We start from the raw sequence: 21,368 nt of genomic DNA, 5'->3' as shown, positions 1-21,368 counted from the left end.
GGAATGCCATGACTTCGTCATCCCCCTTCATGGCGGTTGCACGGCCCGAGGACGCTGCCGAGTGTTTGCGCTTGCGAGGGCTGACGCGTGAGAACGCTTTCACTGTGGCAGACCTGCAGAAGCTGGGTATTACCGGACAGACCTGGGCGGATGGCATTCGCTCGGGCCTGCTGCCGGGCTGGATTGCCTGGGCGCAGGGGCGCATGGCAGGCTACTGTTTTGGCAACGCAGAAAGCGGCGAGATCATGGTGCTGGCCTTGCTGCCTCAGTATGAGGGCAGGGGCTGGGGGCGAGAACTGCTGGGGCGCACAGTCAATACCTTGCATGGCTTGGGCTGGCGCCGCTTGTTTCTGGCCTGCTCCAGCGATCCAGCCGTGCGCTCTTACGGTTTTTACCGCCACTTGGGTTGGGTTCATACCGGCGAATGCGACGATGCGGGCGATCATGTTCTGGAGCTGTTGTCCACCGACGCCACGTAGTGCTTAATAGATTGGATGGGTTGGGCTTTGCTCTGCTTCAGCAGCATGTCGACAGGATGCTGTCTTGGTTCCAAGAGGTTTGGGTCGGTTTGGGTGTTGACGTAAATTAATGTTGCAGGCGGGCCGGATGCCTGGGATATCTTTTTCCGCTCACTACAATCGATGCGTTCGCCATGGATTCTGTCAGCCGCTGTTGAACAAGGATTGCGGTCGTATTGCTGCCACATCTGGTGGGATGTGCGCCTTCACCTCTACAATGCGGTGTAACTGGTTCAATTACATGAAGATACTGCTTTGTAACGATGATGGATATCAGGCGCCCGGCATTGTGGCGCTGCATGATGCGTTGAAGGCGGTAGCTGATGTGGAAGTGGTTGCCCCGGAGCACAACAACAGCGCCAAATCCAATGCACTGACGCTGAATGCGCCTTTGTATGTGCACCAGGCCGCCAATGGGTTTCGCTATGTCAATGGCACGCCTGCCGATTGCGTGCACATTGCGCTGACCGGCTTGCTGGGTTACCGGCCTGATCTGGTCGTCTCCGGCATCAACAACGGTGCAAACATGGGTGACGATACGATCTATTCCGGCACGGTGGGTGCGGCCATGGAGGGGTACCTGTTCGGCATTCCAGCCATGGCGTTCTCGCAGATCGACAAAGGCTGGGGGGAGCTGGAATCTGCGGCGCAAAAAGCCGCGCAGCTGATCCAGCAGTTTGACCGGGCGCGTCTGGTGACGGACAAGCCATGGCTGTTGAACATCAATATTCCCAATTTACCCTTCGCGCAGATCAAACCCGTCAAGCTGTGTCGGCTGGGACGTCGGCATGCCGCGGAAAAGGTCATCACGCAGATCAGCCCCAGGGGTGAAACGATGTACTGGATCGGCAACGCCGGATCGGTGCTGGATGATGCCGAAGGCACTGATTTCCACGCCACGGCTGCAGGGCATGTCTCGATCACACCGCTGAAGGTGGATCTGACAGACCACCAGAATCTGGTGTACTGGTCACAAACGGCGACTGCCTTGCGCAGCGCAGATGCCGAGGTGGCTGGGTGAGTTTGCGCAAACCAGGATTCCCCGCGCGTGGCGCCATGCCTGCAACCACCAAGGTGCAGTCGAATGTGCACCGTGAATGGATGCGGTTGCCTGCAGACCTGGCACCGGTACCCATGGCAGTGCGCGAAACCCTGGGCGTAGAGACGGTAGACTTCACCTCGGCGCGTTTGCGCATGGTGCAGAGGCTGGCAGCTTCGGGTATTGAGCACACGCGTGTGCTCAAGGCGATGAATTCGGTCCTGCGTCACCAGTTTGTGGACAGCGCCTTGGCGGTGCAGGCCTACCAGGATACAAGCCTGCCGATTGGCCTGGGCCAGACCATCTCCAAACCCAGCATTGTTGCGCGCATGTGCGAGTTGCTGGCGCAGTCGGCGGCAGCGCAATCGGGGCTCGGGCGTGTGCTGGAAATCGGAACCGGCTGCGGTTACCAGGCTGCCGTGCTCAGCCTGATTGCCAAAGAGGTGTATACCATTGAGCGCTTGCGTGCGTTGCATGAAAAGGCTCGGGTGAATTTGCGCCCGTTGCGTCTTGCCAATGTGCACCTGATCCTGGGCGACGGCATGCTTGGTTTTGCCAGTGGCGCGCCGTACGCGGGCATCATTTCGGCCGCTGGTGGTGAGGAACTGCCGCAGGCTTGGTGTGATCAATTGGCTGAGGGTGGCCGCCTGGTGGCGCCGATTCTGGGCGCTGGCGGACAACAGGTTTTGCTCGTGGTGGATCGTACTGCTGATGGATTTCAGCGTACGGTGCTGGAGCATGTTCATTTCGTACCCCTAAAATCGGGGCTAGGTTAATAAGGATAGGTATGTTGGATTCACGTGGTCTTTTGACGTGGGGAACCAGTCTGGTGGCAGCGGCAGTGCTGGCAGGTTGTGGAAGCACATCGCTGAACAAGGCTCCGGTCGAAGACCGGGGGTCGTCTGCTGGTCGTCCATCGGCAACCACCAGTGCTACTGGCACCGCCAAGGTGGATCCGGCAACGTTGCCGGGCGCGGAAAATGCAGGCAAGCCGGGTTACTACACCGTCAAGCCTGGTGAGACTTTGATGCGCATCGCCATGGAGCATGGCCAGAGCTGGAAAGACATTGCTCGCTGGAGCAATCTGGAAAACCCCAATGTGATCGAAGTGGGGCAGGTGCTGCGTGTGGTGCCTCCAACCTCGTCGGTCGTGACACAGCCAGCCCCTGCGGCCCCTGCTGTCTCTGGCAGTGCGTCTACCGCTGCTGCGACACCGGCACCTGTGCCTTCTCCAGCCCCTGCGGCTGCGGAAGCGCCTGCAGCGGCAGACAACAATGTGGGCTTCATCTGGCCATCGTCGGGCACGGTCATCGCCGGCTTTGACGATTCGCGCAACAAGGGCCTGGATATTGGCGGCAAGGCGGGTGATCCCGTGGTTGCGGCGGCTGATGGCCGCGTCATCTATGCGGGTGCAGGCCTGCGTGGCTACGGCAACTTGATTTTGATCAAGCACAACAACACCTATCTGACGGCCTATGCGCACAACCAGACTTTGCTGGTCAAGGATGACCAGGTCGTGCGCAAGGGGCAGAAGATCGCGGAAATGGGCAGCTCCGATGCAGATCGCGTCAAGTTGCACTTTGAGGTGCGCCGCCAAGGCAAGCCGGTGGACCCATCTCGCTATCTACCCTCCCGCTGATGCCCGATAAGACCCAAGGGCCGACGCTGCCGATTGAAGCTGGCAGCGTCGGCTTTGTTCATGGCCGCCAGGATTTGTTGCCCGATGGCGATGATGCAGGCGAGGATACGACTGCCGACATTGCCATCAGCGAATGGGAGAGTCGCGCCATCACCGCAGACATGGCTGACCATGGGCTGCGCCTGGACAAGGCGCTGGCCAGGTGGGTGCCGGAGTTTTCGCGCAGCTATCTGCAGGCCCTGCTTGAGCAGGGGGCGGTGCTGGTCAACGGAAAGGTGGGCGCCAAGGCGAGTGCCAAGGTCAAGGCGGGCGATGCAGTGGCCGTCGAGTTGCGGCCTACACAGCAGAGCCAGGCCTTTTTGCCACAGGATATTCCTCTGGACGTGGTGTATGAAGATGCCCATCTGTGCATCATCAACAAACCGGCCGGCATGGTGGTGCACCCTGCGCCAGGCAACTGGAGCGGTACCATGCTCAATGCGTTGCTGGCACGCGATGCCAAGGCAGCCCAGTTGCCGCGGGCGGGCATCGTGCACCGGCTGGACAAGGACACCAGCGGCCTGATGGTGGTGGCCCGTGAACGCCAAACCATGGATGCCCTGGTCAGGTTGATTGCAGCGCGTGACGTGCATCGCAATTATGTGGCGTTGGCACACAGAGCATGGAGTGGTGCGGCCGCTAAAACAGTAGCGCTTCCAATCGGGCGAGACCCCCGCAATCGTCTGCGCATGGCTGTGGTGGATCTGGCGCAACACCCGGGAAAGGCTGCCAGAACGGATTTCCGTCTGCTGGCCAACGCGGCCGAAGGCTGTCTGGTGTACTGCAGCCTGCACACGGGCCGTACCCACCAGATTCGTGTGCATATGGCATCGCTTGGTCATCCATTGCTGGCCGATGCGCTGTATGGCGGCTCCATGGCGGCAGGTCTGGAGCGCCAAGGCCTGCATGCTTTGCGCCTGGCTTTTGTGCATCCGGTCACTGGCCAGGACATGTCGTGGTTTGCTTTGCCACCCCAGGATATGGTGCAAGCCATGGAAAATTGGGATATTCGGTATAATTTGCAGGAACTGGCCTGAGTGCCAACGGCGCAGGGCGCTTATTCCCTCGTCCGTGATCTTGATGCCGCGCGACAGAAATGCGGCTTTCTTTGACTTGCAATCCTTTCTTTTGAGCCGTCGCCATTCATAGCGCGAACGTGTTTACAGGGATTCTTCGCATGCAGACTTTGGAAGCGAAACGGGTGTTGGAGACTGCGCTGATCTGCGCTCCCCAGCCAATTACCGTGCGTGAATTGCGCAGCTTGTTTGCGGACGAGTTGGGAACGGACACCTTGAAAGTGCTGTTGCAGGAGTTGCAGCTGGACTGGACGCATCGAGGGGTGGAATTGGTGCAGGTTGCCTCGGGGTGGCGTTTTCAAAGCCGACCGGAGATGCGTGAATTCCTGGACCGGTTGCACCCCGAGAAGCCACCCAAGTACACAAGGGCAACCTTGGAGACGCTGGCGATCATTGCGTATCGCCAGCCTGTCACGCGGGGCGATATCGAAGACATTCGTGGTGTGACGGTCAACAGCTTGATCATCAAGCAGCTCGAAGATCGCGGCTGGGTGGAGGTGATTGGGTATCGCGAAACCGTGGGCCGCCCGGCATTGCTGGCAACCACCCGGCAGTTTTTGGACGACCTGGGATTGCAATCGCTGGATCAGTTGCCTGCGCTGGATGACAGCAATCAACAGGCGACGATATTTGAAAGCCTGCCGCTGGATGAGCAGCCGGTAGCGGCTGGTGACGATGCTGGTGAGGCAGCCGAACAAGTGCCCCCACCTGTGGGTGGCACTGCTGTCGAGCAGGGTGAGGAATTTGTTCTGGTTGGCGAGTCCGGGTTGGAGGTGCAGTCTGTACCCCTCGAAGACGGGGGGCAGGATCCGACCCTGGAGTCCTCGGCCAGCCCGAGGGTTGATGGGCCTGGTGAAGCCGATGAATCGGCTTCAGGCGTCGCCCTTCAGGACAATAAAGATGAGGCGCATGTGGATTTGCTGCCAGGCAATGATGTGCGCGAGACGGGCGCTGAGCCCCAACGAAATGATGACGCCGCTGCTGATAGTGGCAATGAGAAGCAGAAAAATGATGAGTGAAAACGGCGATTTGAATTCGCAACCCGGTGAAGAGGGTATGTCGGCAGAGCCGGTCAAGCCCAAACGCCGTGCGCCGCGTAAGCCTGCAGTGGCTGAGGCGCGCGCGGAAAATGCCGCGGAGCCATCGGCGCAACTGGGGGTTGCCGATATGCCAGAAGGCGATGGCTCACAGGTTGCGCCCGAGCGGCAGGCGCCTGCAGATCAGGTGTCCGGTGACGGCGCCACGCGTGTCCGCCGTGATGGTGAGCAGCGGGTAAGCCGTTATCCTGCGCGTGCGCGGCGCTTCCGCGAGCGGGATGGTCAGCCGCGTACAGAAGCTGGTGGCATGCAGGCGGAGGGTCGCGCAGATGCTGCACACCCGGCAGCGCCTGCGCGCAATGTTGATGCCACCCATGAGGCCGGTTATGCGTTTGAGGATGTGGTTGCCGGTGCTCTGGAGGCTGCCGAGGCCTCGGATGCGAACCTGCCGCCCAAGCGCGTGCTGCAGCCGCATGTGGAGACGCCCAAGCTGCACAAGCTGTTGGCGCAGGCTGGAATGGGGTCGCGCCTGGAGATGGAGCGGCTGATTCTCGAGGGCCGTATTTCGGTCAACAATGAGCCGGCACACGTTGGTCAGCGCATTCAATATAGCGACAAGATCCGCGTCAACGGCAAGTTGATCAATTTCCGCATTGATCCGCCGCCTGCCCGCGTACTCGCCTACCACAAGCCCGTGGGTGAAGTGGTGACGCATGACGATCCTCAAAACCGTCCGACGGTGTTCCGCAAGCTGCCCAGGTTGATGCATGGCAAGTGGCAGTCGATCGGTCGCCTGGATTTGAACACCGAAGGCTTGCTGCTGTTCACCAGTTCCGGGGAACTTGCCAACAGCCTGATGCACCCCCGTTTTGGCCTGGAGCGCGAATACGCCGTGCGTGTGCTGGGAGCGTTGACTGCCGAAGAAAAGCAGCAACTGCTGGCGGGCGTGAACCTGGAAGATGGCATGGCCAGCTTTGGGTCGATTGACGATGGCGGCGGTGAAGGTGCCAACCAGTGGTACCGCGTTACCATCTCCGAAGGCCGCAATCGCGAAGTGCGCCGCATGTTCGAAGCCGTGGGTCATGCAGTCAGTCGGCTGATCCGTATCCGTTACGGGGCCATGGTGCTGCCGCGCGGGCTCAAGCGAGGTAACTGGGTGGAGCTCGATCAGCGGGATATCCAGGCCTTGACTGCTGCCGCTGGCGCGCCCGTGCGTCAACCGCGCGGCAATGCCCAGGACAGCCGTGGCCGTGGTCGCAATGACAACCGCCCCCAGCAAAACGGCCCCCGTCCCTCGACGGGGCCCGCCAAGAATACCCGGGGTGGTGGCTTGCGCCGTGCGCCGGAAAAGCGCAGCAGCCAGCCCGATCCGATGAAGACTTCACTTGGCTACATTGGCCACGACAGTTTGATGCGCCAGCGCAAAAACGGTGGCTTCAAGCGGGGCGGAAGGTCGTAGTCGCGCCACTGACTTCCCGGACACCGTACAATCAAAGGTTTGCTTTTACGGCAAAAATCAACCAACAGGAAAATTCAACATGGCAATCGAACGTACCCTCTCGATCATCAAGCCCGATGCAGTGGCTAAGAATGTTATCGGTCAAATCTACGCCCGTTTTGAGGCTGCTGGCCTGAAGATTGTTGCTTCCAAGATGGCTCACCTGTCGCGCCTGGAAGCCGAACAGTTCTACGCTGTGCACAAGGAGCGTCCTTTCTTCAAGGATCTGGTCGACTTCATGATCTCCGGCCCCGTGATGATCCAGGCGCTGGAAGGCGAAAACGCCATCCTGAAGAACCGTGAACTGATGGGCGCTACCGACCCCAAGAAGGCTGACAAGGGCACGATCCGCGCTGATTTCGCCGATAGCATCGACGCCAATGCAGTGCATGGCTCCGACGCTGCTGAAACGGCTGCCGTGGAAGTGGCATTCTTCTTCCCTGGCATGAACGTTTATTCCCGTTAATGGAATTCTGCACGGCAGCCGCCGTGCAGCATGTGTAAGTGGCCCGAGCGTGTTTCTATGACCACCAATTTGCTTGATTTTGATTTGGCTGGTTTGACCGCCTTTTGCGAAGGGCTGGGAGAAAAACGCTTCCGGGCCACTCAGCTTTTTCGCTGGATTCACCAGCGCGGAGCGTCCGACTTCGACCAGATGACCGATCTGGCCAAGTCGTTGCGTGAGAAACTGAAGGGTGCGACCCACATTACTGCATTACCGGTGATTACCGAGCATGTATCTGCCGATGGGACCGTCAAATGGCTGTTTGACGTGGGTGATGGCAATGCAGTGGAGTCCGTATTCATTCCAGAAGATGATCGTGGCACGCTGTGCGTATCATCACAGGCGGGCTGCGCGGTAGGGTGTCGCTTTTGCTCGACAGGGCATCAGGGCTTCAGCCGCAACCTGACAACGGGCGAAATCATTGCCCAACTGTGGTTTGCCGAACACGCGCTGCGCAAGCGCTTTGGCACGGATGAGCGCGTCATCTCCAATGTGGTGATGATGGGCATGGGCGAGCCACTGCAGAACTATTCGGCGCTGGTGCCAGCGCTGCGCACCATGCTCGATGACCATGGCTATGGCTTGTCGCGCCGCCGGGTCACGGTGTCTACCTCTGGTGTGGTGCCGATGATGGATCGCCTGTCGCAGGATTGTGCGGTTGCGCTGGCCGTTTCGCTGCACGCACCTAATGATCCATTGCGCGATGCATTGGTGCCGCTCAACAGGAAATACCCGCTCAAGGAACTGATGGCTGCCTGCCGCCGCTATCTGGAGTTTGCGCCGCGCGATTTCATCACCTTTGAGTACTGCATGCTTGACGGTGTCAATGATCAGCCCGAACATGCGCAGGAATTGATAGCGCTGGTGCGCGAGTTTGCAGGCGCTGGCGGTGCGTGGTGCAAATTTAATTTGATCCCGTTCAATCCATTCCCTGCATCGGGTCTGCTACGATCCCCCGCTGCCCGGGTTTCGGAGTTTGCCAAGCAACTGCTGGATGCCGGTGTGGTGACGACGGTGCGAAAAACCCGTGGCGATGACATTGACGCGGCTTGCGGACAGCTGGCTGGTGACGTGAAAGACCGAACGCGTGCAGCAGAGCGCATGGCCAAGAATCGGGTGATTCCGCTGACACAGGCTTTGTAGACGGTAAAAATTGAATGGGAGGGTGTGCATGGCAGAGACCTTGAGGTTGGGACAACGAAGATTCCCCCGTCTGATCGGCGCAGCTTTCCTTGGGCTGGCTTTGGGCAATGTGCTGATGGGCTGCGCAACCAATACCGCCGCACGCGAAGATGCCGCCATCGTTACCCAGTCGGACGAAACCGAGGTGCAGCGCCGTGCTCGCATCCGCATGGAACTGGCGGCCAATTACTTCCAGACTGGCAAGCCCACCATTGCGCTGGATGAGATCAAACAGGTACTGGCGCTTGATCCGTCCAGTGGCGATGCCTACAACATGCGCGGTCTGATCTATATGCAATTGGGCGATCCCGATATTGCCGCCGAGAGCTTTACCAAGGCGCAATCCCTCAAGCCTGGCGATGCCAACATCATGCACAACCATGGATGGTTGCTGTGTCAGGAAAAGAAATTCGAGGCAGCCGACCGCTATTTCAATCAGGCCTTGGCGCAGCGCCAGTACTACCAGCAGTCCCGAACCTTGATGGCGCAGGGCCTGTGCTATGAAGCTGCGGGAAAAATGGCCGAAGCCGAAGCCACCTTGATCAAGGCCTACGAATACGACGCAGGCAATCCCATTGTTTCCTATAACCTGGCCAAGCTGATGCGTCAGCGTGGTGATGACAAGCGCGCGCAGTTCTACATCCGGCGACTCAACAATGGCGAGCTTGCCAACTCGGAGTCGCTCTTCCTGGGTATCCAGATCGAACAGGCGCTTGGAGACCGCACCGCAGCGCGCCAATTGGCCAATCAGTTGCAAAAGCGTTTTCCGGATTCCAAGGAATGGGCCCGTGTGGCCAATGGAGGCGTGCTTTGATCGAGTCTGATGTGCATGAGCAGGGCACGGAAAATGCTGCGGCTCTCCAGCCAAATGGCAATGACGCTGGTTTGACCGCAGGCGGTATGCTGCGCGAGGCGCGAGAGCAAGCAGGCCTGCGCCTGCCTGCGTTGGCGGCCAATCTGAAGGTGACGGTTGGCAAGCTGGAGGCACTTGAAGCCAATGACTGGAACGCATTTCCAGATGTAGTGTTCACCCGTGCATTGGCGTCGGCGGTGTGCCGCGCGCTCAAGATGGATGCAGAGCCAGTTCTTGCATTGCTGCCAAGGGCACCAGGGCAGGACCTGCGCAAGGTGAGTGAAGGCATCAACACCAAGGTTTCGGGGGGCGCAGTACCTGCCAAAAGTAGCGATTTCTCGTCGAGCAAGCCGTTTCCCTGGATGGCGGTGGTGCTGCTGCTGGTGGTGGCTACGGCAGGAGTACTGTTTTACCCGCAACTGGCAGAGCAGTATAAAAAGCAGGTGGCTTCCAAGCCGGAGGCGCCTCGTCGCGCCAATACCATTGCAGGTGAGGCTGGTGCCAATGATTCGGTAGCCCTGGGTGCGAGCGCCGAAGGTGGTGATGCGGTAGCCAATGGATCCCCGGGCATGCCCAATGCAACTGCCGTGGCGGCAACTGGGCCGGCCCTATCGCCGCCGGCTGCAGAACCAGCGGCTCTTGCGGCTGAGGCTCCCATTCTGCAATTCAAGGTGTCGCAAGACAGCTGGATTCAGGTCAAGTCAGCAGATGGCAAAGTGGTGTTTGAAAAGACACTCAAGGCTGGAAGTGAGCAGGGCATCACGGCCCAGCCGCCGCTCAAGGTGGTGGTGGGCAATGCCCTTGGTGCCGAACTGCAATTGCGCGGGGCTGCTTTTGATCTGAAAAAAGTGACCAAGGGCAGCACGGCCCGTTTCGAGGTGAATTAAGTGCAAGAAGACAACAAGCTGTCTCCCGTGCCATTGGTGGCGCCTGCCGGTCGCAAAAGCCGTCAGGCCCGCGTGGTGTGGGATGACCGTATCGTGACTGTCGGAGGTGATGCCCCGGTACGTATCCAGTCGATGACCAATACCGACACGGTAGATGCCGTCGAGACTGCGATCCAGGTCAAGGAGTTGGCGCAGGCGGGCTCCGAGATGGTGCGCATTACTGTCAACACTCCGGAGGCGGCTGCGGCTGTGCCCTATATCCGCGAGCAACTCGATCGCATGGGCGAGAATGTGCCGCTTGTGGGTGACTTTCATTACAACGGCCATCGGCTGCTCACAGAGTTTCCTGATTGCGCGAAGGCGCTGTCCAAATACCGCATCAACCCCGGCAATGTCGGTAAAGGCGACAAGAAGGACAAGCAGTTTGGCCAGATGATCGAGGCCGCCATCCAGTATGACAAGGCGGTGCGCATCGGTGTCAACTGGGGCAGCCTCGACCAGGAACTGCTGGCCGAGCTGATGGATGAGAACAGCCGCCGCTCTGCACCTTGGGATGGTCGTCAGGTGATGTATGAGGCCCTGATCACCTCCGCCATCTCGTCAGCACAGCGCGCCGAGCAAATGGGCTTGGATGGCAATCAGATCATCCTCTCGTGCAAGGTGAGTGGTGTGCAGGATCTGATCGCGGTGTACCGCGGCCTGTCTGCACGTTGCGATTACGCCTTGCACCTGGGTCTGACAGAAGCCGGCATGGGCACCAAGGGCACGGTAGCCTCCGCCGCTGCGCTGTCCATTCTGCTGCAGGAGGGGATTGGCGACACCATTCGCGTCTCGCTCACGCCCCAGCCGGGTGAAGCGCGCACGCAGGAAGTGGTGGTTGCCAGCGAAATTCTGCAGGCCCTGGGCATGCGCAGTTTTGTGCCCAGTGTCACTGCCTGCCCGGGTTGTGGCCGCACCACCAGCACCACCTTCCAGGAGCTGGCCAAGGATATCGACGAACACCTGCGTTCGCAAATGCCTGTCTGGCGCGTCAAATATCCTGGTGTCGAAAAGATGAAGGTGGCGGTCATGGGTTGCATTGTCAATGGCCCTGGCGAGAGCAAGCATGCGGACATCGGCATCAGCCTGCCGGGCACGGGCGAGTCGCCTGCAGCACCGGTATTCATCGACGGTGAAAAGGCCATGACCTTGCGCGGCGACCGCATCGCGCAGGAGTTTCACGATATCGTGCAGGCCTATGTGGAGCGCCGTTACGGCACTGCCAAGGTATAAAATTGATAGCTGTCAGCGCATGTTAGGTATGCGCTGGCGCTTGTTTTGACTATAGAGATTGAAAGCCCATGGGCAAGAATGAAAAGCTGGTTGCCATCAAAGGCATGAACGATATCCTGCCGCCTGATTCGGCCATGTGGGAATGGTTTGAGTCCAAGGTGCGCGATCTGATGGGTCGCTTCGCCTACCGCAACATCCGCACCCCGATCGTCGAGCCTACCGCGCTGTTTGTGCGCGGTCTGGGCGAGGTGACCGACATCGTCGAGAAGGAAATGTATTCCTTTGAAGACAAGCTCAATGGCGAGCACCTGACCCTGCGCCCCGAAGGTACGGCCGGCGTGGTGCGTTCCGTGGTGGAAAACAACCTGCTATATGACGGCGGCAAGCGCCTGTTCTACATCGGCCAGATGTTTCGCCATGAGCGCCCGCAGCGTGGTCGCTACCGCCAGTTCCACCAGGTCGGAGTCGAGGCGCTGGGCTTTGCCGGCCCTGAGCTGGATGCGGAAGTGATTCTGCTGGCGCACCAGTTGTGGAAAGAGTTGGGCATTGACGGCGTGCGCCTGGAGCTCAACAGCCTGGGGCAACCTGCGGAGCGCAAGGCGCACCGCGATGCGCTGATTGCCTACTTCGAGCAGCACACGGATGTGATGGATGAAGAGGCCAAGCGCCGTATGCACAGCAATCCGCTGCGGGTGCTCGATACCAAGAATCCGGCGATGCAGGCGATGGTCAATGCGGCGCCTCAGCTGCTCGACTTTCTGGGCGATGCTTCCAAGGCACACCTCAAGACCGTGCAGGATATTCTGGATGCCAACGGTGTTGTCTGGTCAGTCAATCCACGCCTGGTGCGGGGTATGGATTACTACAACCTCACGGTGTTCGAATTCATCACCGACAAGCTCGGCTCGCAGGGCACCATCTGCGGTGGCGGCCGCTACGATTACCTGATTGAAGAGATCGGCGGCAAGCCCGCTCCGGCCGTAGGCTGGGGCATGGGGATCGAGCGCGTGCTCGAGCTGATCAAGGAACTGAATATCCAGTGGCAACGCCCGTCTATTGACGCCTACGCTATCCTGCCGGACGCATCGCTTCTGCCGCAGGCCATGCGCGTGATGCAAGTCTTGCGCAGTGCAGGTATCCGTGTGCAGATGCACGGCGCGGCCACGGCAGAGGGCATGGGCAGCATGAAGTCGCAGTTCAAGAAGGCAGATGCCAGTGGCGCGCATTGCGCTCTGATTTTTGGCGGCGATGAGATGCAGCGCGGCATGATCACCGTCAAGCAATTGCGCGATGGCGCAGGTGCCCAGGCAGAATACGCTATTGAAAATGTAGCAAATTGGGCAGAACTGCTACGCGCCTGAAGCCGTTTTTATTCAAAACAATTTTCGCAACCCTGAACTAGAACAACTATGGCAACGCATCTGGACTTGGAAGAACAGGAACAGCTTGATCAGATCAAGCATTTTTGGAACAAGTGGGGCACGCTGATCACCACGGTGCTGGTTATCGTGCTGGGCGGATTTGCCGCCTGGAATGGCTACCAGTACTGGCAGAATCGCCAGGGCCAGCAGGCCAGTGCACTGAGCTCTGCGGTGGAAGCCGCGGTCAATTCCGGCGACAAGACGCGTATTGACCAGGCCTTTGGCGACCTGCGCAGCAACTACGGCAGCACCTTGCAGGCGGCTCATGCAGGTTTGCTGGTGGCCAAGGCCGCCAGTGACAAGGGGCAGATGGATGACGCCAAGGCTGCGCTCACCTGGGTGGCTGACAATGCGGCGGACGATGGCTTGAAGGCCACAGCGCGCATTCGCCTTGCAGCAGTGCTGCTGGGCAGCCAGTCCTACGACGAGGCGCTCAAGCAACTTGATGCCAAGATGCCCACGGAGTTTGACGCCGTGGTGGCGGATCACCAAGGCGACACCTATCTTGCCAAGGGTGACAAGGCCAAGGCAATCGAAGCGTATCGCACGGCCTACCAGAAGACCGCTCCTGGTGTGGAATACCGCAATGTCATTTCCGTCAAGCTCAATGCGCTGGGCGAGGACGTGAAGTAATCGATAGCGAGAGGCTGTGCGCATGAGCATGAAACACCAAGCACTACCATCATTTGCTGCAGCAACTGCTGCAGCGAAGGTCTTGACCGTATCCGCCGTGGCTCTGGCTGTGGCTGGCTGTTCGTTGTTCTCGTCCGACAAGCGCAAGCCTGTCGAACTGGAGCCCAATGTGGCGTTGATTGGCGTCAAGCAGACCTGGACGCAGCGTATCGGCAAGGCCAACCCGACCCTGGTCATGAATGTGAGTGGCAATGTGGTGACCATGGGGTCTGCCGATGGCCAGTTGGCGGCGGTGAATGCAGATACCGGCGCTGAACTGTGGCGCGCCAACGTGGGGCAAAAGCTTTCAGCTGGTGTCGGTAGCGACGGTAAATGGGCTGCGGTGGTCACCGAAGGTGGTGATCTGGTGGTGCTGTCGCAGGGCAAGGAGCAATGGCGCAAGCGCCTGAGCAACCGCGCCTATACGGCGCCGCTGGTGGCGGGCGCCCGTGTCTTCGTGCAAAGTGCGGATCGCTCCGTCAGTGCCTATGACGCAGCAACCGGCAACCCGCTGTGGAGCCAGTCGAAGACTGGTGAATCGCTGGTGCTGCGCCAAAGCGGCGTGCTGATGGCTTACAAGGACACCTTGGTCACTGGCGTATCGGGGCGTTTTGTGGGGATTGATCCCAACAACGGCTCGCTGCGCTGGGAGGTTCCCATCGCCAGCCCCCGTGGCACCAATGATGTGGAACGGCTCGTGGAGCTGGTAGGCGGCGTATCGCGCGTGGGTTCGGTGCTGTGCACCCGTGCATACCAGATGGCCGTGGGCTGCATCGATGCCGATACCGCGCAACTGCGCTGGACCGTGCGCGCCGAAGGCCTTAATGGAGTCTCGGGCGATGACGAGGTGGTGGCGGGTGCCGATGGCAATGGTGTCATTACCGCATGGGCACGTGATGGGGGCAGTGTGGCCTGGACAAGCAGCCGCCTCAAGTACCGCAAGCTGAGCCAGCCGCTGGTGCTGGGCCGCTCGGTGATCTTTGGTGACGGCAATGGCGTGGTACACATGCTGTCCAAAAAGGATGGTTCTCCGTTGAACCGTTTTGCAACCAACAACTCGGGCATCTCTGTCGCGCCGGTCATCGCAGGGAACACCATGGTGGTGCAGACCAACGACGGTGCGGTGTACGGCTTTCAGCCCGATTGAGAGAAAAAGAAAAAGTAGTCAGGAATGAAGCCAGTTATTGCTTTGGTGGGTCGCCCCAATGTGGGCAAATCCACCTTGTTCAACCGCATGACGAAGTCGCGCGACGCCATCGTGGCCGACTTCGCCGGTTTGACCCGTGATCGCCACTATGGCCAGGGCCGGCAGGGCAAGCGCGAATATATCGTGATTGATACGGGTGGCTTTGAGCCCGATGCATCGAGCGGCATCTTCAAGGAGATGGCCAAACAGACCCGCCAGGCTGTGGCCGAGGCGGATGTCGTGGTATTTGTGGTGGACGTGCGTCTGGGGCTGTCTGCGCAGGACCACGAAATCGCAGGTTACCTGCGTCGCCTGGGCAAGCCCGCCATGTTGGTGGGCAACAAGGCCGAAGGAATGAAGGATGGCTCGCAACTGTCCGAGTTCTATGAGCTGGGGCTCGGTGAAGTCTATCCCGTCTCTGCAGCGCACGGACAGGGTATTCGCAGCCTGGTCGACATGGCCCTCGACAAAGTGCAGTGGCCCGATGAGGAAGAAGACGCGGGCGATGCGGATGGCCCTCAGCCCATTCGGTTGGCGGTTGCTGGTCGCCCCAATGTGGGCAAGTCGACCTTGATCAACACATGGCTGGGTGAAGAGCGGCTGGTCGCCTTTGACATGGCTGGCACGACGCGTGATGCCATCTCGGTGCCTTTTGAGAAGAATGGGCAGCAGTTCGAGCTGATCGACACCGCCGGCCTGCGCCGCAAGGGCAAGGTGTTCGAGGCCATCGAGAAATTCTCCGTCGTCAAGACCTTGCAGGCCATTGAAGGCGCCAATGTGGTGCTGTTGTTGCTGGATGCCACGCAAGGTGTCACGGATCAGGATGCGCACATTGCCGGGTACATTCTGGAGAGCGGGCGTGCGGTGGTGCTTGCCATCAACAAGTGGGATGCCCTGGATGACTATGGGCGCCAGATGCTTGAGCGCTCGATTGAGATGCGTCTGTCGTTCATGAAGTTTGCTCCCATGCACTTCATTTCGGCCAAAAAGCGCCAGGGCCTGGGGCCGTTGTGGACTTCGTTGATCCAGGCGCACAAGGCTGCCACCTGCAAGATGCCAACGCCTGTGCTCACCCGCCTGCTGCTGGAGTCGGTACAGTTTCAGACGCCCAAGAAAGTGGGGCCTTATCGTCCCAAGCTGCGTTATGCACACCAAGGCGGCATGAATCCGCCGGTGATCGTGATCCACGGCAATTCGCTGGAGCATGTGACCGATGCCTACAAGCGTTTTCTGGAAGGTCGCTTCCGCAAGGAATTTAATTTGGTGGGCACCCCCTTGCGGATTGAATTCAAGACCTCACATAACCCATACGCTGATAAAGATTGATAGCGAAAAAGTGAGATGGGGCGGGCTTAACCGGTCCATTGCACGAAAAAAGCCTTTTATCAATCAGTTACGTCGCCACTGTGGTAAGGTGGCGTTTTACAACAACATTGTCTGAACACGGAGAATATCGTGAGCAACAAAGGCCAACTTCTGCAAGATCCCTTCCTCAACGCTCTGCGCCGCGAGCATGTTCCCGTTTCCATCTATTTGGTCAACGGTATCAAGCTTCAAGGCCAGATCGAATCTTTTGACCAGTACGTTGTGCTGCTGCGCAACACGGTGACCCAGATGGTGTACAAGCACGCCATTTCCACCATTGTTCCCGGTCGCGCTGTCAATTTCTCCGCGTCCGAGTCGCAAGACAGCGACGCTGCAGCCTAACGATTTTGATAGCAATATGCCTGTGTTTGGCACGGGCAAGAGCTCTACATCATTGAGTAATCACCAAATAAATCACGACAAGAAATCCACCCCGGTCATGCTGGTCGGGGTGGATTTTGGTTTTCCGCACTTCGATTCCGAGCTGGAAGAGCTGGGTTTGCTCGCACAAACCGCAGGGCTTGACCCCGTGGCGCGCCTTACCTGCAAGCGCAAGGTGCCTGATGCGGCCTTGTTTGTTGGGAGTGGCAAGGCTGACGAAATTCGCATGGTGGCACAAACCTATGGCGCCAAGGAGGTGCTGTTCGACCAGGCGCTGAGCCCCGCGCAACAGCGCAATCTGGAGCGCAGCCTGCAGATGCCGGTCAATGACCGCACCTTGCTGATTCTCGAGATCTTTGCCCAGCGAGCACGCAGCCATGAAGGCAAGCTGCAGGTGGAGCTGGCCAAACTGCAGTACCTCAGCACACGGCTGGTGCGCCGATGGTCTCACCTGGAGCGCCAACGCGGCGGCATTGGTACGCGCGGCGGGCCTGGTGAAACGCAGATCGAGCTGGATCGCCGCATGATCAATGACGCAATCAAGCGCACTAAAGAGCGCTTGAGCAAGGTCAAGAAGCAGCGCGCGACGCAGCGCCGCCAGCGTGAGCGCAACGACACATTCAATGTTTCGCTGGTTGGTTATACCAATGCGGGCAAGTCCACCTTCTTCAATGCGGTGGTCAAGGCGCGGGCCTATGCGGCGGACCAGTTGTTTGCCACGTTGGATACCACCACACGCCAGATGTATCTGGAATCGGCCCAGAAATCGGTGTCGATCTCGGATACCGTTGGCTTTATTCGTGACCTGCCGCATGGTCTGGTCAATGCTTTTGAGGCAACGCTACAGGAAGCAGTCGATGCAGATCTGCTGCTGCATGTGGTCGATGCCTCGAATCCTGCCCACCCGGAACAAATACAACAAGTCCAAAAGGTTCTTCGGGAAATTGGTGCAGACGATGTGCCGCAGGTGTTGATCTTCAATAAACTGGATGCAATGGATCCAGCCCAGCGGCCCACAGTGCTTGCCGACAGCTATGAGCTGGACGGTGTGCAGGTTCCTCGTTTCTTCGTCAGTGCTGCCAAAGGGATGGGGCTGGATGCTATTCGCGGACACTTGGCCGAGGCAGTTCTTACGCATCAGGCTGCTTTGGAAAAGGTTGAGGCTGTTGAGATAGCCCCAGACGCTGATGACGAATTATTGGGAAATGCCCACTAGACTGCCACAATGGCTGTCTGCAAGCGCTTTGTAACGCTGATTCATAGAGACATCGCTAATGAAATTTCATTCACGCTTTCCGCGCCTGGCTTTGCTACCGCAAGGCATACGCGGAATGTTCAATCTGAACGACCCGCGCTGGGGGCGCGGAGACGACGGTAATGGCGCAGGCGGCAATGGTGGTCAGGAGCCGCCGCCACCGGCCCGCCCGCCTTATACGCCTCCCGAAAATAACAACCGTCCGTCGCAGCGGCCAGGAAATGGTGGAGCTCCTGATCTGGACGAGCTTTGGCAGGACCTGAACAAAAAGCTGGGCGGTCTGTTCGGTGGCAAGGGCAATGGTGGAGGCGGTCGCAATGCTGGCGGTCCACAGCCTGAGTTCAAGGGCGCGGGCATTGGCATCGGCCTGATTGCAGGTGTTGCCGTGCTGATCTGGATGGGCACGGGTTTTTTCATCGTGCAGGAAGGTCAGCAGGCGGTCATCACTCAGTTTGGCAAATTCCATAAGACTGTGAATGCCGGCATCAACTGGCGCCTGCCGTATCCGATTCAGCGGCATGAGCTGGTCTATGTGTCTCAGATCAAGTCTGCAGACGTCGGGCGCGACAGCATTGTCAAGAGCACAGGCTTGCGCGAGTCAGCCATGCTGACGGAAGACGAGAATATCGTTGAAATCAAGTTTGCGGTGCAGTACCGCCTGAACGATGCGCGTGCCTGGTTGTTTGAAAGCAAGAACCCGGCAGACTCCGTCATCCAGGTGGCAGAAACTGCTGTGCGTGAAGTGGTTGGCAAGATGAAGATGGACGCCGCGCTCGCCGATGAGCGCGACCAGATCGCGCCGCGTGTGCGCGAGTTGATGCAGACCATTCTGGATCGCTACAAGATCGGTGTCGAAGTGGTTGGCGTCAATCTGCAGCAAGGTGGCGTGCGTCCGCCCGAGCAGGTGCAGGCGGCATTTGACGACGTGCTCAAGGCTGCGCAGGAGCGTGAGCGTACCAAGAATCAAGCTGAAGCCTATGCCAACGATGTGGTGCCGCGTGCCAAGGGGACCGCATCGCGTCTGATGGAAGAGGCATCCGCATACAAGGAGCGCATCGTCGCGCAGGCGCAAGGTGATGCGCAGCGGTTCTCGTCGATTTACACCGAGTACCAGAAGGCTCCAGCGGTGACGCGTGACCGCCTGTACTTGGAGACGATGCAGCATGTCTACAGCAATGTGACCAAGGTAGTGGTGGATTCCAAGCAGGGATCCAACCTGCTGTATCTGCCGCTCGACAAGATCATGCAGCAAACCCAAGGTGCCGGCGCCAATGCGTCTGGTAGTGAGGCTGCAGCCCCATCGGCCGCTCCTGCCAACAATACGCCGGTGGCTGCACCGTCTGTTCCAGACGCGCGCGCCCGTGACACCAGCCGAACCCGTGACCGCGAGTCGCGCTAGGAGTGAGTTGTGAATCGAATGGGATTTTTTGCTTCAACCGTTTTGGTGGTCCTGGCGTTGCTCAGCTCCACCGTGTTTGTGGTCGACCAGCGCCAATTCGGCATCAAGTACGCCATGGGGCAGATCAAGGAAGTGATCACTGAGCCCGGGCTCAACTTCAAGCTGCCTCCGCCGCTGCAGAATGTGACCTATCTGGACAAGCGCTTGCTGACTCTGGACAGTACCGATACCGAATCCATGCTGACTGCGGAAAAGCAGCGCGTGGTGATCGACTGGTACGTGCGCTGGCGCATCACGGAGCCATCGGAATACATCCGTAATGTAGGCACCAGCGAAGGAGCGGGTGCCATGCAGCTCAATCGGGTGGTGCGCAATGCCTTCCAGGAAGAGGTGAACCGTCGCACGGTTCAGGAGTTGATCTCGACCAAGCGCGAGCAGACCATGGCTGACGTCAAGCGAGAAGTGCTGGAAGCGGTCAAAGGCAGCAAGCCTTGGGGTATTGACATTGTCGATGTGCGCATCACGCGTGTCGATTACGTTGAAGCGATCACCGAGTCGGTCTACAGCCGCATGGAGGCCGAGCGCAAGCGCGTGGCCAACGAATTGCGCTCGACTGGTGGCGCAGTCGGGGAAAAGATCCGCGCCGATGCGGACCGCCAGCGCGAAGTGACGATTGCGAATGCCTACCGCGATGCGCAGGCACTCAAGGGGCAGGGCGATGCGGAAGCGGCGAAAGTCTATGCCGAAGCCTTTGGCAAGGACCCGCAGTTTGCACAGTTCTACCGCAGCCTCGAGGCCTACAAGTCCAGCTTCAACAAGAAATCGGATGTCATTGTGGTAGACCCATCATCTTCCGATTTCTTTAAAAGCTATCGCTCGCCAACGGCCAAGTAGTAAGCGCTGTTTGCGATCAAAACCGAAACGCCGCACGACAATCGCCGTGCGGCGTCTTTTTTTGCGCTCCTTATAGCATCGCAGGCCGGCGCCGCCTGCACAAATGCATCAATGGCGCAGTGGTTCGGGCAGGTTATTGCTTACGCCTTTATGCATCCCTGTAGAATTGCGTTTTTAACAGCCTCTCCAATTTCCCATGTCTGCTTGGATCCTTCCGGATCACATTGCCGATGTGCTGCCGTCCGAAGCACGGCACATCGAAGAGCTTCGTCGCGGCTTGCTTGATGCAGCCTGTGGCTATGGCTATGAATTGGTGATGCCGCCGCTGCTGGAGCATCTGGATTCTCTGCTTTCCGGCTCTGGTGAGGCGTTGGATCTGCTGACCTTCAAGCTGGTGGACCAGCTCTCTGGCCGCACCCTGGGTATTCGTCCCGACACCACCCAGCAGGTGGCACGCATTGACGCGCATCTGCTCAATCGCAAGGGTGTAACGCGCCTGTGCTACTGCGGCCCGGTCTTGCATGCCAAGCCTGATCGCCCCCATGCAACTCGCGAGCAGCTGCAGTTTGGGGCGGAAATCTACGGCCACGCCGGCGTCGAGGCCGATGTGGAAATCATCACCTTGGCAACCGAATCACTGCGTGTAGCGCAACTGCATGATTTTTCGGTGGATCTGGCAGATGTACGTATCGTGCAGCGTCTGTTGGCGGGCTTGTTGGTGGATTTACCCACCTTGCGCCGTGTGCATGCCGCTTTGGCGGTGAAAGACGCATCGGAGCTTGCGCTGCTGACCAAGGATTTTCCGCAGGCGCAACGCGACGGACTGCGTGCATTGTTGAATCTGTATGGCGATGTGGCGGTGCTGGACGAAGCCGAAAAGGCACTCGCTGCCATTCCAGGCATATCACCCATCCTGGTCGAATTGCGCCAATTGGCTGGACGCGTGGACAGTCCTTCCATCACCTTTGATCTGGCGGATTTGCGCGGTTATGCCTACTACAGCGGCATGCGCTTTGCCATTTATGCGCAAGGCGTGACGGATGCGCTGGTGCGTGGCGGCAGATACGACGAAGTGGGGGCCGCGTTCGGGCGTAGCCGTCCAGCGGTCGGTTTCAGCCTTGACATCAAGCAACTCGTGCCCGTGGTGCAGCCGCGCCCACTCAAGGCTGCCATCCGTGCACCCTGGGTGGACCGGGAAGACATGCGTCAGGTGATCCAGCGTTTGCGGCGAGCGGGCGAAACCGTTGTTT

The 21,368-nt window shown here is 59.1% G+C and carries 21 protein-coding genes (1 of these 21 running past the window's edge); all 21 read left to right on the top strand.

Annotated features, from left to right (window positions below; translation table 11 throughout):
• Nucleotides 1-8: 8 nt before the first annotated feature.
• Nucleotides 9-479, top strand: a complete 471-nt coding sequence (locus LAD35_RS12725; protein WP_224149425.1) for a GNAT family N-acetyltransferase — start codon at nt 9-11, stop codon at nt 477-479.
• A 280-nt stretch (nt 480-759) separates the two neighbouring features.
• Nucleotides 760-1,539, top strand: a complete 780-nt coding sequence (gene surE, locus LAD35_RS12720; protein WP_224149424.1) for a 5'/3'-nucleotidase SurE — start codon at nt 760-762, stop codon at nt 1,537-1,539.
• A 35-nt stretch (nt 1,540-1,574) separates the two neighbouring features.
• Entirely contained in the window at nt 1,575-2,333 is a 759-nt protein-coding gene (locus LAD35_RS12715; protein WP_377780223.1) for a protein-L-isoaspartate(D-aspartate) O-methyltransferase, read from the top strand.
• Between the two features lie 11 nt (nt 2,334-2,344).
• A complete protein-coding gene (locus LAD35_RS12710; protein ID WP_224149423.1) occupies nt 2,345-3,196 on the top strand; it encodes a peptidoglycan DD-metalloendopeptidase family protein in 852 nt (283 codons plus the stop codon).
• Entirely contained in the window at nt 3,196-4,272 is a 1,077-nt protein-coding gene (locus LAD35_RS12705) for an RluA family pseudouridine synthase (protein WP_224149422.1), read from the top strand. The genes LAD35_RS12710 and LAD35_RS12705 overlap by 1 nt, the downstream gene beginning before the upstream one ends.
• Nucleotides 4,273-4,412: 140 nt before the next feature.
• The gene (scpB, locus tag LAD35_RS12700; RefSeq protein ID WP_224149421.1) at nt 4,413-5,330 is read left to right on the top strand and encodes an SMC-Scp complex subunit ScpB; all 918 of its coding nucleotides are present in this window, start codon (nt 4,413-4,415) and stop codon (nt 5,328-5,330) included.
• On the top strand, nt 5,320-6,807 hold the full coding sequence (locus LAD35_RS12695; RefSeq protein WP_224149420.1) for a pseudouridine synthase: 1,488 nt from the start codon (nt 5,320-5,322) through the stop codon (nt 6,805-6,807). The genes scpB and LAD35_RS12695 overlap by 11 nt, the downstream gene beginning before the upstream one ends.
• Nucleotides 6,808-6,886: 79 nt before the next feature.
• Nucleotides 6,887-7,312 carry a nucleoside-diphosphate kinase gene (gene ndk / locus LAD35_RS12690; RefSeq protein ID WP_224149419.1) on the top strand — a complete coding sequence of 142 codons (426 nt, stop codon included), beginning with the start codon at nt 6,887-6,889 and terminating at the stop codon, nt 7,310-7,312.
• Between the two features lie 57 nt (nt 7,313-7,369).
• Nucleotides 7,370-8,494 carry a 23S rRNA (adenine(2503)-C(2))-methyltransferase RlmN gene (rlmN, locus tag LAD35_RS12685; protein ID WP_224149418.1) on the top strand — a complete coding sequence of 375 codons (1,125 nt, stop codon included), beginning with the start codon at nt 7,370-7,372 and terminating at the stop codon, nt 8,492-8,494.
• 28 nt (nt 8,495-8,522) lie between these two features.
• Nucleotides 8,523-9,347 carry a type IV pilus biogenesis/stability protein PilW gene (pilW, locus tag LAD35_RS12680; RefSeq protein ID WP_224149417.1) on the top strand — a complete coding sequence of 275 codons (825 nt, stop codon included), beginning with the start codon at nt 8,523-8,525 and terminating at the stop codon, nt 9,345-9,347.
• Nucleotides 9,344-10,273 (top strand): helix-turn-helix domain-containing protein, encoded by a 930-nt coding sequence (locus tag LAD35_RS12675; RefSeq protein ID WP_224149416.1) that lies wholly within the window; start codon nt 9,344-9,346, stop codon nt 10,271-10,273. The genes pilW and LAD35_RS12675 overlap by 4 nt, the downstream gene beginning before the upstream one ends.
• A complete protein-coding gene (gene ispG, locus LAD35_RS12670) occupies nt 10,274-11,545 on the top strand; it encodes a flavodoxin-dependent (E)-4-hydroxy-3-methylbut-2-enyl-diphosphate synthase (RefSeq protein ID WP_224149415.1) in 1,272 nt (423 codons plus the stop codon).
• Nucleotides 11,546-11,613: 68 nt separating this feature from the next.
• Nucleotides 11,614-12,906 carry a histidine--tRNA ligase gene (gene hisS / locus LAD35_RS12665; protein WP_224149414.1) on the top strand — a complete coding sequence of 431 codons (1,293 nt, stop codon included), beginning with the start codon at nt 11,614-11,616 and terminating at the stop codon, nt 12,904-12,906.
• Between the two features lie 48 nt (nt 12,907-12,954).
• Complete coding sequence (locus LAD35_RS12660) at nt 12,955-13,599, top strand: YfgM family protein (protein WP_224149413.1); 645 nt, start codon at nt 12,955-12,957, stop codon at nt 13,597-13,599.
• A gap of 28 nt (nt 13,600-13,627) precedes the next feature.
• On the top strand, nt 13,628-14,785 hold the full coding sequence (bamB, locus tag LAD35_RS12655) for an outer membrane protein assembly factor BamB (RefSeq protein WP_224152679.1): 1,158 nt from the start codon (nt 13,628-13,630) through the stop codon (nt 14,783-14,785).
• Between the two features lie 24 nt (nt 14,786-14,809).
• The gene (der, locus tag LAD35_RS12650; RefSeq protein ID WP_224149412.1) at nt 14,810-16,150 is read left to right on the top strand and encodes a ribosome biogenesis GTPase Der; all 1,341 of its coding nucleotides are present in this window, start codon (nt 14,810-14,812) and stop codon (nt 16,148-16,150) included.
• A gap of 129 nt (nt 16,151-16,279) precedes the next feature.
• Nucleotides 16,280-16,531 carry an RNA chaperone Hfq gene (gene hfq, locus LAD35_RS12645; RefSeq protein WP_224149411.1) on the top strand — a complete coding sequence of 84 codons (252 nt, stop codon included), beginning with the start codon at nt 16,280-16,282 and terminating at the stop codon, nt 16,529-16,531.
• 97 nt (nt 16,532-16,628) lie between these two features.
• Nucleotides 16,629-17,786 (top strand): GTPase HflX, encoded by a 1,158-nt coding sequence (hflX, locus tag LAD35_RS12640; RefSeq protein WP_224152677.1) that lies wholly within the window; start codon nt 16,629-16,631, stop codon nt 17,784-17,786.
• Between the two features lie 58 nt (nt 17,787-17,844).
• Nucleotides 17,845-19,224, top strand: coding sequence for an FtsH protease activity modulator HflK (gene hflK / locus LAD35_RS12635; protein ID WP_224149410.1), 1,380 nt, complete (start codon nt 17,845-17,847; stop codon nt 19,222-19,224).
• Nucleotides 19,225-19,233: 9 nt separating this feature from the next.
• Nucleotides 19,234-20,118 (top strand): protease modulator HflC, encoded by an 885-nt coding sequence (hflC, locus tag LAD35_RS12630; RefSeq protein WP_224149409.1) that lies wholly within the window; start codon nt 19,234-19,236, stop codon nt 20,116-20,118.
• Between the two features lie 196 nt (nt 20,119-20,314).
• Nucleotides 20,315-21,368: the 5' portion of an ATP phosphoribosyltransferase regulatory subunit gene (locus LAD35_RS12625; RefSeq protein WP_224149408.1), read on the top strand. Its footprint extends 95 nt past the window's final position; 1,054 of the gene's 1,149 nt are visible here — the first part of the coding sequence; the start codon lies at nt 20,315-20,317; its stop codon lies beyond the right edge, outside the window.

This window comes from Comamonas odontotermitis, assembly GCF_020080045.1.
GTDB classification, from domain to species: Bacteria; Pseudomonadota; Gammaproteobacteria; order Burkholderiales; family Burkholderiaceae_C; genus Comamonas; species Comamonas odontotermitis.
Note: the sequence above shows the minus strand (reverse complement) of the source record. Positions and strands in the feature narration are given on the sequence as shown.